9 protein-coding genes are annotated in these 13,481 nt (G+C 45.1%); 7 read left to right on the plus strand and 2 right to left on the minus strand.

Annotated features, from left to right (window positions below):
- Positions 1-227 precede the first annotated feature (227 nt).
- The gene (recQ, locus tag L2717_RS05635) at positions 228-2,051 is read left to right on the plus strand and encodes a DNA helicase RecQ (protein ID WP_220771885.1); all 1,824 of its coding nucleotides are present in this window, start codon (positions 228-230) and stop codon (positions 2,049-2,051) included.
- Between the two features lie 23 nt (positions 2,052-2,074).
- Here recQ and L2717_RS05640 read toward each other — a convergent pair whose 3' ends face one another.
- Entirely contained in the window at positions 2,075-3,835 is a 1,761-nt protein-coding gene (locus L2717_RS05640) for a tetratricopeptide repeat-containing diguanylate cyclase (RefSeq protein WP_220771883.1), read from the minus strand.
- A 506-nt stretch (positions 3,836-4,341) separates the two neighbouring features.
- Between L2717_RS05640 and leuA the strand changes: the two genes are divergently transcribed.
- From leuA to glpK, 6 genes are all read left to right on the plus strand, one after another.
- Entirely contained in the window at positions 4,342-5,910 is a 1,569-nt protein-coding gene (gene leuA / locus L2717_RS05645) for a 2-isopropylmalate synthase (RefSeq protein ID WP_220771881.1), read from the plus strand.
- 71 nt (positions 5,911-5,981) lie between these two features.
- Positions 5,982-7,076, plus strand: coding sequence for a 3-isopropylmalate dehydrogenase (leuB, locus tag L2717_RS05650; protein WP_220771880.1), 1,095 nt, complete (start codon positions 5,982-5,984; stop codon positions 7,074-7,076).
- A 23-nt stretch (positions 7,077-7,099) separates the two neighbouring features.
- On the plus strand, positions 7,100-8,500 hold the full coding sequence (gene leuC / locus L2717_RS05655; RefSeq protein WP_220771987.1) for a 3-isopropylmalate dehydratase large subunit: 1,401 nt from the start codon (positions 7,100-7,102) through the stop codon (positions 8,498-8,500).
- Between the two features lie 27 nt (positions 8,501-8,527).
- Entirely contained in the window at positions 8,528-9,133 is a 606-nt protein-coding gene (gene leuD / locus L2717_RS05660; protein WP_220771878.1) for a 3-isopropylmalate dehydratase small subunit, read from the plus strand.
- Positions 9,134-9,661: 528 nt separating this feature from the next.
- Complete coding sequence (locus L2717_RS05665) at positions 9,662-11,011, plus strand: outer membrane protein transport protein (RefSeq protein ID WP_220775138.1); 1,350 nt, start codon at positions 9,662-9,664, stop codon at positions 11,009-11,011.
- A 390-nt stretch (positions 11,012-11,401) separates the two neighbouring features.
- A complete protein-coding gene (gene glpK / locus L2717_RS05670) occupies positions 11,402-12,886 on the plus strand; it encodes a glycerol kinase GlpK (protein WP_220775124.1) in 1,485 nt (494 codons plus the stop codon).
- A gap of 136 nt (positions 12,887-13,022) precedes the next feature.
- Here the strand turns inward: glpK and L2717_RS05675 are convergent, their stop codons facing one another.
- Complete coding sequence (locus tag L2717_RS05675; RefSeq protein ID WP_220775125.1) at positions 13,023-13,352, minus strand: hypothetical protein; 330 nt, start codon at positions 13,350-13,352, stop codon at positions 13,023-13,025.
- Positions 13,353-13,481: the final 129 nt, after the last annotated feature.

Genomic DNA, 13,481 nt, shown 5'->3' on the forward strand with positions numbered 1-13,481 from the left:
ATGAGGCTTTATTGGATTTATTGGATTTATTGGATTTATTGGATTTATTATCAACGCTAATTCTATAAAAGTACGACTTAGAGCAATTAATCTACAGTGAAGCTAGCGACGAATGCAACTCTAGCCACGCAAGATAAGTTAGCCGGATAGACGATGTTACATTGGCGCAAGACAGAAACGGTTCACTGCTTTAGAATAGGCGCCCTCACTTTTGACATAGAAGATTCATGGAAACGCCTGTCCTCGAAATACACGATGATCCCCTTTCACAACGCCTTGCACAGGTGTTCGGTTACCGCAACTTTCGGGATGGTCAACGTGAAGTTATTGAGCGTGTTTGTGGTGGACAAGACTGTTTAGTTATTATGCCTACTGGTGGCGGTAAGAGTTTGTGTTACCAATTGCCGGCATTGTTGATGGATGGCATTACTATCGTCGTTTCACCCTTGATTTCTTTGATGAAAGATCAAGTTGATAGTTTATTACAAACCGGTGTAGCCGCCGCATACCTTAACTCTTCTTTGCCACGAGAGCGCAGCGCCGAGGTGTTAAAACAATTACGCCATGGCGAATTAAAACTGCTGTATGTGTCACCTGAGCGTTTGTTAAGCAGCGATTTTATTGAACGAATGCAGTCGCTGCCATTAGCCATGTTCGCGATTGATGAAGCCCATTGCATTAGCCAATGGGGACATGATTTCCGACCTGAATATGCCGCGCTCGGGCAATTAAAACAACTCTTTCCCTATGTGCCCATGATGGCGCTGACTGCAACGGCAGATCAGGCGACCCGCCAGAGTATTTGCGAGCGGCTCGGTATCGATCCTTTCCGTTTACTCTCCAGTTTTGACAGGCCCAATATTCGCTATACCGTCGCCGAAAAACTCAATGCGGCTAATCAATTACGGCATTTTCTCACTCAGCAAAATGGCACTAACGGTATTATTTATTGTAGTAGCCGTCGACGAGTCGATGAGGTTGCCGATCGTTTATGTCTGCAAGGCTTTAATGCTAAGGCCTATCATGCGGGTATGACGCAAGAAGATCGCGGCGCCGTACAAGATAGTTTTCTGAAAGATCAAATTGATATCGTCGTGGCGACGGTGGCTTTTGGTATGGGGATTAACAAATCGAACGTACGTTTTGTGGTGCATTACGATATCCCTAAAAGCATCGAAGCCTATTATCAGGAAACGGGTCGTGCTGGCCGTGATGGGCTAGACGCGGAAGCGTTTATGCTATTTGATCCTGCTGATATTGGCCGTGTGCGGCATTTAATTGAGCAAGCAGAGCCAGGGCCACAGCAACAAGTAGAATTCCATAAACTCAATACCATGGCCGCCTTTGCCGAGGCGCAAACCTGCCGTCGCCAAGTGTTGCTGCATTATTTTGATGAGAGTGCGCTTGAACCCTGTGGTAACTGCGATATTTGCCTTGACCCACCTAAACGTTATAACGGCACTGAAGATGCGCAAAAGGTGCTGTCATGTATTTTTCGTTTAGGGCAGCGTTTTGGTATTAATCATTTAATTGAGGTATTGCGGGGCTCGAAAAGCGCGCCAATAGTCGATCGCGGCCACGATAAACTCACGACTTGGGGGATTGGCAAAGATAAAAGTCATGAATATTGGCTGAGTGTTATCCGTCAATTGATCCATTTAGGATTAGCGAGTCAGGATGTGACGCGTGGATCTTCTATTACGTTAAATCCTTCAGCAAGACCAATATTAAAAGGTGAGGTGGTGCTAATGCTGGCCGAGCCGCGGATTCAGCTAACGACAACCAAACGTAAGGTGAGTCAATCCAAAACTCCGCTCAATTACGACCGTAAGTTATTTGCACGACTAAAATTATTACGTAGAACCATTGCCGAGCAGCAGGATGTACCACCGTATTTAGTGTTTAACGATGCTACGCTGGCTGAAATGGCCGCGATGATGCCGACCAGTGCGGGTGAAATGCTCGCTGTAAATGGCGTTGGTGAGCGTAAATTGAGTCGTTTTGGTAACGATTTTCTTGATGAAATAGCTGCTTACTTAGCAGGAGAATAATGAATTGCGGGATAATAATGGGATTAATTATTCTCACCACTCTTAACTTTACCCAATTGATTGATACTGGCGCGCTTGATTAATGACTCTAATGTATCAAATTGCTGCATCGCAGCGACACCAATATTGACCTTGCTCGAGCCTTGCCAAGGTTGAATGCACGCTACTAGCTGAGTAATGACTTTTTGGGCACCTTCGGTTGAGGTATGCGGTAAAACAATGACAATTTCATCCATTGAATAGCGAATTAATTTGTCTTGTTCTCGCAATCGATGTTGTAACTCATCTTGCAATGAGGGTAAGTCCACTTGACGGATTTGACTGGCATTAAAGATCAATAAAGATAGCGGGTAATTACCTTGTTTAGCGTTATTTAATACCGATAGTATCTGCTGTACTAAAGTTTCAACAGGTTCATCACCTTCAATATGGGGGGCGCGCTTATTTTGCTTATCAATCAAATACCAAATCATTCCACCGAGTAAGAGCATTGCGATTAAAAATAGTGTGCTATAGACCCAGTCTACATTTAATTCTTGTAAGATTGAGTCCGACTCTGGCGCATGATCATTGCCAGTTAGCCCTATATTTTGTTGATTGAGGCGCGCTTTAAATTGCAATATTCGGGCATTATTCATTTCTTGATTCGCGAGTTCAGTTGCTCGATAGCGTTTAAGTAAGAAAGTATAAGCTTGCTTAAAATCATCTTGCTCTAAGTAATAGTCGCTCATGATCCCATAAAATCCTTTGAGATCAGAGTATTGATTCAGGCTTTCCCCTTGTTCAATGGCTTGATTCATGAGAATTAATGCTTCATCGTCTTGGTGTTGGGCAAAACGTATTTGTGCCAGTAGACGGTTTGAGCGCATTATCGCTACTTTTTGATTTTGTTTTTGAAATGTATTGATCGCGATAGCAATATACTCTTCGGCATTCTCAATACGGCCTTTATCGAGTGCGATGGAGGCTAAAATGGCATAGCTATAGGCAAGTTCTAACGGCGATTCGAGTTCAGGTAGCAGTATTTTTGCTTGTATTTCGAGTTGGTCGCTGTAATCGAATTCTTGATTATCGAGCGCTATTCTGGCCGCATTTCGTAAAATGATATGTAAAACTTTCCCTTTGGCATCTGAGCTCTGTATTCCTAGATTGGTGTAATACATGGCTTGGGGGAAATCATGGGTCGCATAAAGTAAATTACCCATAGCGGCATAGATATAAGCTTGTGGTGGCCAAATCCAATTTTGGGTTTGAGTATGGATATCAGGATAAATATCGATCGCTAAACGTAAATCTTCGATAGCAGAAGAAAAATTATCGGTATCGGTGTCGAGTTGGCCACGTAAGCGTAAGGCATCGACTAAGGCTTGGGGTTGCTGGTAGCGCCTAGCTAAGGTAATGGCTGAATCAAGTAAGGGTAGGGCATTTTGAATATTGTTGTTATTAAGATTGGCATCGGCTTGGCAAATTAAAAAGTAAGGACGGGCTTGATCTAGCTTAAGTTGCTTAGCGCGCGCATCACCTAGTTGGGCAACGTTGATTGCCGCTTCATTTTCTCCGAGTTGTAGCAGGTTTTGACACTTCAACACGCTCAATCTGAGTTGATTGATATCTGAGTTTATATGGTTAGCTGCGAATGTTTTTTCTAAAAGAGCAAGCTGAGAAAATGCTTTGCTAGGATATTGGTAGACGAGTTCTGTCAGTTCATCTAACTGGTCTATAGCACTAGCCCCAAAGGGGAACAGCCATAAAAACAGGCTCAGTACCATGACGCGAAAATCCATTTTGTACTCCATAAAATGCGTAAGTTCTACTATCCATAATCATTAAAACGGGATTATAACTTTTCTTAAATGTTTTTTGCATAAAAAACTATTTATCCTAAGAGTTATAAGTTAACACATCCATATAATTTCTTAATCCAAACAGTTGGTTAATTCTGTAAAGTATGTCACTAATACAAGGTTAAAGCGTTAATAATTAGCTTTATATCTAACTAAACCTGTTAAACATGAAAAAATTAGGGTTGACACTCATAGCTAGGCAAGTTAAATATTAACCGTCCTAAATAATTTGAACAGAATAAATATTTAAATTAAATGAATAGAATTAGCCGCAAACTCGACCTCCTTCTCTCTCTCCTCGCGAAATATACGCGGAGGTCTTAGTGTTGCACGCTCGATATATTAGGCAAAGCATTCACAAACCCCGCACAAATGTTGCGGGGTTTTTTGTATCTGAATACGGTAAAAGTTAAATAACGAACGGAAACGTTCCATGGAGAAGCGAGATGTCTAACAGAGTCATTATATTTGATACGACCTTACGTGATGGCGAGCAGGCGTTAGCGGCCAGCCTTACGGTCAAAGAAAAGTTACAAATCGCTATCGCACTGGAACGTCTCGGTGTTGATGTGATGGAAGTCGGTTTCCCGGTGTCTTCACCCGGTGACTTTGAGTCGGTACAAACTATCGCGCGCACGATTAAAAATAGTCGCGTTTGTGCTTTAGCCCGCGCACTTGAAAAGGACATTGATGCTGCGGCGCAGGCCTTGTCTGTTGCAGAACAATTCCGTATCCATACGTTTATCTCCACATCGACCATTCATGTGGAAAGCAAGTTAAAGCGCTCCTTCGATCAAGTATTAGAGATGGCGGTGGGCGCAGTGAAATATGCCCGTCGTTTCACCGACGATGTGGAATTTTCCTGTGAAGATGCGGGTCGCACGCCCATTGATAATCTGTGCCGTATGGTAGAGGCCGCGATTATTGCTGGCGCGCGCACCATTAACATACCCGATACGGTTGGTTACACAGTGCCAAGCGAATTTGGCCATATTATTCAAACCTTATTTCACCGTGTACCTAATATTGACCAAGCGGTGATCTCAGTGCATTGCCACGATGACTTAGGTTTGTCTGTGGCTAACTCGATAACTGCAGTGCAACACGGTGCCCGTCAAATCGAATGTACCATCAATGGTATAGGTGAACGTGCGGGTAACTGTTCATTGGAAGAAATCGCGATGATTTTAGCAACGCGCAAGGGGATGTTAGGCCTAGAAACCGGCATTAACGCTAAGGAAATCCACCGCACTTCTAATTTAGTCAGCCAGTTATGCAATATGCCAGTGCAGGCGAACAAGGCGATTGTGGGCGCCAATGCGTTTACTCATTCATCAGGTATCCATCAGGATGGCATGTTAAAAGCGCAAAATACCTATGAAATCATGACTCCTGAAAGCATAGGTTTAAATCGTAATAACTTGAACATGACCTCGCGATCAGGCCGCCATGTCATCAAGCATCGCATGCAAGAAATGGGTTATAGCGAGCACGATTACAATATGGACTCCCTGTACGAAGAGTTTCTAAAATTGGCAGATAAGAAAGGCCAAGTATTTGATTATGACTTAGAAGCTCTAGCTTTTATGGAAGCTCAAGCCGAAGAGGATAACCACTACCAATTGCAGCAATTAGTTGTGCAGTCTGACTCTACAGAAGGCGTTGCCACTGCCACAGTGCGTATCGAAGTGGATGGTGAAATTAAAACTGAAGCTGCAACGGGCAATGGTCCTGTAGATGCTGCCTATAACGCCATTGCCCGTGCAACGGATCGCCGCATCGACATCATCAGCTATAAGTTAGGTGCTAAGGGCGTAGGTCAAGATGCCTTAGGCCAAGTGGATATTACTGCGGTTTATCACGAGCAAAATTTCCATGGCGTGGGTTTAGCTACCGATGTGGTTGAGGCTTCGGCGCGTGCTTTAGTGCATGTGATGAACTTAACCTGCCGCGCAGACAAGGTTGCTGATTACAAACAAAACATGCAAAAGAGTCGAGAGTTAGGCGGCGTTTAGTTACTAAAAATATTTAAATCATGGCAAGGGTCGAGCATAAAAAATTCACATTTAAAGGAGTTGGCTGGCGTATGAGTTATCAAATAGCAGTGTTAGCAGGTGATGGTATTGGCCCAGAAGTCATGGCAGAAGCGCGTAAAGTGCTGCGTGAGGTGGAAGCGCGTTTCAATCTGGATATCGAATACACGCAATACGATGTCGGTGGTATTGCCATCGATAACCACGGTTGCCCATTACCCGATGCCACGCTAAAGGGTTGTGAAGCGGCTGATGCAATTTTATTTGGTTCAGTCGGTGGCCCTAAGTGGGAAAAGTTACCGCCGAATGAACAACCTGAGCGCGGCGCGCTATTGCCTCTACGTGGTCACTTTGAACTGTTCTGCAACTTACGCCCGGCTAAATTGCACGATGGCCTAGAGCATATGTCTCCGCTGCGTAGCGATATCTCGGCCCGTGGCTTTGATGTTTTATGTGTGCGTGAGCTAACCGGCGGTATTTATTTTGGTAAGCCAAAGGGCCGCCAAGGTGAAGGCGAGAATGAAGAAGCCTTTGATACCATGCGTTATAGCCGCCGCGAGATTAGCCGCATCGCGCGTATTGCCTTTGAAGCCGCCCGTGGTCGCCGTAAAAAAGTGACTTCTGTGGATAAAGCTAACGTACTGGCTTGCTCAGTGTTGTGGCGACAAGTGGTTGAAGAAGTCGCAGTTGATTTCCCTGATGTTGAGCTTGAGCATATCTATATTGATAACGCGACGATGCAGTTGCTACGTCGTCCCGATGAGTTCGATGTGATGCTATGTTCTAACCTGTTTGGTGACATATTATCCGACGAAATCGCCATGTTAACGGGCTCTATGGGCTTGTTATCATCGGCAAGTATGAATAGCACTGGTTTTGGTTTATTTGAACCAGCAGGCGGTAGTGCGCCGGATATCGCAGGTAAAGGAATCGCTAACCCTGTCGCGCAAATTCTGTCGGCGGCCTTAATGTTGCGTCACAGCTTAAAGCAAGAAGAAGCCGCGTGTGCGATTGATCGCGCTGTAAGTAAAGCATTAAATTCTGGCTACTTAACTGGTGAGCTATTGAGCAGCGACAAGCGTAGCCAAGCTAAATCAACCGCCGAGATGGGTGACTTTATCGCCAATGCTATAAAGGAAGGTGTGTAATGACGACTGTGCCAAAAAACGCGGTGGCAAAAACGCTGTATCAAAAAGTATGGGATGCCCACGTTGTAGCGACTCCTGAAGGTGAAGCGCCGATCATTTATGTCGACAGACATTTAGTCCATGAAGTGACTTCCCCCCAAGCATTCAGTGGCTTAAAAGTGGCGGGCCGCAAACTGCGTGCACCAGAAAAAACCTTTGCTACTATGGATCACAACACTTCGACCCGTAGCGCCAGCTTGGATGCCCTAAGTCCAATGGCGCGCACACAGGTTGAAACCCTAGCGCAAAACTGTAAAGACTTTGGCGTGCGCCTATACGACATTCATCATCCTAATCAAGGGATTGTGCATGTAATGGGCCCAGAGCTGGGCATTACCCTGCCCGGAACCGTGATTGTTTGTGGCGACTCCCATACCGCAACCCACGGCGCCTTTGGTGCATTGGCATTTGGGATTGGCACATCAGAAGTTGAGCACGTTTTAGCAACGCAAACTTTGCGTCAGTTAAAAGCTAAAACCATGAAGATTGAAGTACGTGGTCAGGTGACTGATGGCGTTACCGCTAAAGATATTGTGTTGGCGATTATTGGTAAAATCGGCATGGATGGTGGCACAGGTTATGTAGTCGAGTTTTGTGGTGAGGCGATTGAAGCCTTATCGATGGAAGGTCGCATGACAGTGTGTAACATGGCGATTGAAATGGGCGCTAAGGCGGGCATGGTCGCGCCAGATCAAACCACATTCGATTATTTAGAAGGCCGCGAATTTGCGCCAAAGGGCGAAGATTGGCTTGAAGCCGTCGCTTACTGGAAATCGATTAAAACCGATGACGGCGCTGTATTTGATGCAACTGTGGTATTAAATGCCGCCGATATTGCGCCGCAACTCACCTGGGGTACTAATCCCGGCCAAGTCGTGGCAATCGATGGCAAAGTGCCTGATCCTAGTCATGAAGCCAACCTAAGCACCCGCGCGAGCATGGAAAAGGCCCTAGAATATATTGGCCTTAATGCCGGCACTCTGATGACGGATATCAGTATTAATAAGGTGTTTATTGGCTCTTGCACTAACTCGCGTATTGAAGATTTACGCAGCGCTGCTGTGCATGCTAAAGGCCGTAAAGTAGCGAGCGGCGTCACCGCGATTGTAGTGCCAGGTTCTGGTCAAGTGAAAGCGCAAGCTGAAGCCGAAGGCTTAGACAAAATCTTTATTGAAGCGGGATTCGAATGGCGTTTACCCGGTTGTTCGATGTGTTTAGCGATGAACGATGACAGATTAGAAGCGGGCGATCGCTGCGCCTCGACCAGTAACCGTAACTTCGAAGGTCGCCAAGGCCGTGGTAGTCGCACTCATTTAGTGAGTCCAGCAATGGCCGCTGCCGCTGCGGTTGCTGGGCATTTTGTTGATATTCGCAAACCTTACTAATTACCGTAACCCCAAGAGGATAAGTTAATGCAACCTTTTACCACCCATACTGGGCTTGCGGTCATGATCGACAGCAGCAATATCGATACGGATCAGATCATTCCTAAACAGTTTTTATCTAAGGTCACGCGCGATGGCTTTGGCGTGCACTTATTCCACGACTGGCGTTATTTAGATGATGCGGGTGATAAACCTAATCCTGATTTTTCACTGAATCAAAGCCGCTATAAAGGCGCGTCGATTCTGTTGTCGCAGGAAAACTTTGGTTGTGGCTCAAGCCGCGAACATGCGCCTTGGGCACTGGCTGACTTTGGCCTACGGGCGATTATTGCTCCCAGTTTTGCCGACATTTTTTACGGTAACTCAATCAATAATGGCTTATTACCGGTGGCATTAACTCACGCGCAGGTGCGTCAGTTGATGGATGAAGTGGTGGCAGAAGAGGGGGCAGAGATCACGGTCGATCTTACGGCCTGTAAAGTAATGTCACCGTCGGGCGCTGAGTTTAGTTTTACGCTGGCAGAGTCGGCACGGCATAAATTGCTTCATGGTTTAGATGCGATTGGATTGACCTTGTCCCATGCGGCGCAGATAAGTGAATACGAAACGCGAATCCAAGGCTGGCGTCGTTAGAATTTCAGCGTACATTTGTACTGTTGTTACGTGAGCTTTGTTAGCGCTTAGGTATATACCTAAGCGCTGTTGTTTTAAATCTCAACATAGTAAAAGTATAACTGCATGTATTTAAAGTATTAATGTTGTTTATTTCATTTTAATGATGCAAGGCACTATAAGTAACAGTGGTTTATGCTGAATTTATTAACATTGAATGAGTTACAAGTGTTTTAGTTTTTCAGTCCCATATGTGATTGTTTATATTTGGTATTTTTGTATTCTCTGGCTTTTTATTAACCCTGCACACGAATAAATATTGAATCTTTAAAGACTCAACTCTGTTTAAATAGTGATGTTGGTCACTAAATCTGTTTTAAAAATGCAGTTTTCTAGTGTTTTTATCTGTTTTATCTCCTTTGGTTGCAAACATCTTCTGCATAAGTAAACTGCTTCGCATTCAACATGGAGTGTTTGCTCTATTTTGCCTGAACGCCACAGTACTCATTCAAGTAGTACAGATAACAATAATATTATTAGAGAATAACAATGCAAAAACGCCTTCTAACTTTAGCTGTTACTGCAGCTTTGTTAACTTCAACGACTCAACTCCACGCCGCTGGTTTTCAATTAGCCGAATATTCTGCCACAGGTTTAGGCCGCGCCTTTGCCGGTGAAGCCGCTATGGCGGATAACGCCTCAGCTCAAGCGCGTAATCCTGCCATGCTGACTTACCTTGAAGGGCGTCAGTTATCTGCGGGAGGCATTTATGTAATGCCAAACGTTGATGTGAGAGGCGATGTAAGCCTAAGCTCGCCACTACTTAGCCCAACCCCGGTAGAAATGAAAGGTGGTGATGCGCTGGATGTCGCCGATAATGCGCTTGTACCTAACTTTTATTATTCAAATCAGTTAAATGACCAGTGGACTTGGGGCTTAGCCGTTAACTCAAACTATGGCCTAGCCACTGAGTTGCCAACGACCCATGCCGCCGCTATTTTTGGTAATAAGACTTCGGTTACCACAGTTGAATTTAATCCTAATATTGCTTACCGCATTAATGATGCTGTCAGCGTAGGCGGTGGTGTACGTATTGTTTATGGTGAAGGCGAAATCGGTGCTTCATTACCTGGTTGGGTTGATGGTATTAAACCTGCGCTACCGCCTCAAGTGGCTGGCATGTTACCTGCTGGTGGTACTGAGCTAAAAAGCATGAAAGGTGATGATGTCGGTTATGGCTGGCAGTTAGGGGCAAGCTGGCAGATTAACTCTATTCACCGTATCGGTTTTGCTTACCACAGTGGTGTTAGGCTGGACTTAGATGGTCATGCTTCTGGCGTCTTGTATACGGGCGGCCAAGATGTGTCTATTGAAGGTTATTTACCGCTTGAATTACCGGCGTTTGCTGAAATTGCTTCCCATCACCAATTGACCGATAACTGGGCCATGCATGCTAGCGTAAACTGGACAGATTGGAGTGTATTCGATCAACTGGTGGCTTATTTCCCTGGGGATGTTAAACCTAAAGGTGATTTAGAGTCTGATTTAGTTAAAGAAGAGCATTTCGAGGATAACTGGCGTTTCGCGTTGGGAACCACTTATCAAGTGAATAATGATTGGTTAGTCCGTGCGGGTGTTGCTTTAGATCAAACCGCCGCGACTGATGAATGGCGTACTACTACGATCCCAGACTCTGACCGTCTGTGGTTCTCTGTTGGGGCGGGTTATCAGGCAACTAAAAACCTGAATGTTGATTTTGCAGTGACTTACCTCAAAGCCACGGGTAATGCGCCAATTAATGAACAGCAAAACTTGCTGAACTTAGCGACAGTTAACTTTAACGGTGACGCGAGTGGTGATGTGTGGCTTGCTGGTATCCAAATGAGCTACAAGATGTAATCTTTATTTATCATAAAAAAAGCCCTGAATTTTCAGGGCTTTTTTGTGGGTGTTATTTTATTTGGTAAGCATATTAAACCGCGCGCTACTGGTCATGGGGTTTAATTACAAATATATTTATAAGATAAGTAACCTGAGCTCGGGATAAGCTCTGCGTCTCTACAGGTTATTTTTCCCTTTATCTGCGTTAACTTTGCTACTAATAGCCCACTATTAGGTACGCAAACTTGCCTTGATAACGGAAAAACTACCTCTGTAGAGTTAATTTTGCGAATAAGGTAATAAAATTAATTAGTTACCACAGCTACTATCCCGAGTTCAGGCTAAGTTGTCCGTCATTTCCTCGGTCGCGCAAAAGTGGCAGCTCGATAATTAAAGTAGGGTAACAGTGTGCAGAAAAAATACGTGGTGGCCTTAGATCAAGGTACGACAAGCTCGAGGGCGATAGTGTTTGATCATGACGCCAATATTGTCAGCATGTCTCAGCGGGAGTTTACTCAGTTATATCCCAATCCCGGTTGGGTTGAACACGATCCGATGGAAATCTGGGCAAGTCAGAGCTCAGTATTGATAGAAGTGTTAGCGCGAGCGGGTATTCACAGTGATGAAGTGGCCGCGATTGGTATTACCAATCAACGGGAAACCACTGTCATTTGGGAAAAGGCCACCGGTAAACCTATTTATAATGCGATTGTGTGGCAGTGTCGCCGCAGCGCGGAGATCTGTGAGCAGCTCAAAGCCCAAGGGCTTGAAGAGTATGTTCGAGACAACACAGGTCTATTACTCGACCCCTATTTTTCAGGCACTAAGATTAAATGGATACTCGATAATGTCCCCAATGCTCGTGCGCAAGCTGATCGCGGAGAATTGTTATTCGGCACTATTGATACGTGGCTGGTGTGGAAGTTAACCGAAGGCAAAGTGCATGTTACTGATCCCACTAATGCGGCCCGTACACTGTTATTTAATATTCATAATCTGACTTGGGACGATAAATTACTTAAAGCTTTAGAGATTCCTTTATCTATGCTGCCTGAGGTTAAACCATCTTGTAGCGTATATGGCACCACACGGATTGCCGGTGAAGGCAGTGAAATCGAAGTAGCAGGAATCGCGGGCGATCAACAGGCGGCTCTTTTTGGTCAGTTATGTGTCGAGCCTGGAATGGCGAAAAATACCTATGGCACAGGTTGTTTCCTGCTGATGAATACAGGGACAAAAGCGGTTCGTTCACACCATGGTTTGCTGACAACGATTGCGGTTGGCCCTAAGGGGGAAGTTAATTACGCGCTGGAGGGGGCGGTGTTTATGGGCGGCGCGACGATTCAATGGTTGCGGGATGAGCTGGGCCTCATCCGTGATGCTAGCGATACCGAGTATTTTGCCTCTAAGGTTGCAGATACTCATGGCGTATATCTCGTGCCTGCCTTTGTGGGGCTTGGTGCACCTTATTGGGATCCTAATGCCCGTGGCGCACTGTTTGGATTAACCCGTGGTGCGAACCGTAATCATATTATTCGGGCGGCGTTAGAGTCGATAGCCTACCAGAGTAGAGATTTGCTCGATGCCATGACCAAAGATAGTGGCGTGAGTCTTAAACGTTTAAAGGTTGATGGTGGCGCGGTAGCAAATGATTTTTTAATGCAGTTTCAAGCCGATATCACTGATGTTGAAGTGCTCAGACCCAGTGTTTGTGAGACAACGGCTTTGGGTGCAGCATTTTTAGCAGGGCTTGCGGTGGGCTTTTGGGATAGTGTCGTGGAGCTTGAGCATAAAGCCTGTATTGATAAACAGTTTATCCCCAATATTGACGTAGAGACTCGGGCGCGTTTATATGCCGGTTGGCAAGATGCAGTCGCCAGAACTCGTAGTTAACGTATTTAGCTTAATAATATGGCTCTCGTCGTTGCTCGAGCGTAGGTGTGGTTTTTTGTCATAACTCGATTGCTGCTTTTTATGTTAATGCTTACAAAGCAGCTATTTCGAGCGGATAGTGCCACTTAGCATATTTTTATACTTCTATATCAATAATGTGTTGGTTGGGTTGTTTTTGAATGTCAGCAACATCGTCCGTCACCTCAAGCACAGCACCTTCTTTTAATACTTCAGGTTCATCCGATGCTCGGCGTTGCTTATTCTTGTTACGATTGGACCCTTTGCGTCGTTCTCTGGTCTTAGTATCGCGACCTTCTAATGTGGGAGGTAATTGCGATTGTGGACTTTCGTGGCTATCGGCGGCATTTGCCGTAGCACTGTTAACTTGGTCGACGACCCGTTTGGGGTGCAATACCGCTTTGACTGGCTGGGCCAGCATGGCATAAATACTATCCAATCCACTCATAACGCCTCCTTGTTTTATCCATGTTACCATTATATCGGCAAAAGTTGGTTAACATGTAGGCTATATGTTGGTTGTTGCCGTTATGGGATACAGGTAAGAGGTTAATCAATCAGGATTGTTATAATTATT

This window comes from Shewanella glacialipiscicola (assembly GCF_023283485.1).
Classification (GTDB): Bacteria; Pseudomonadota; Gammaproteobacteria; order Enterobacterales; family Shewanellaceae; genus Shewanella; species Shewanella glacialipiscicola.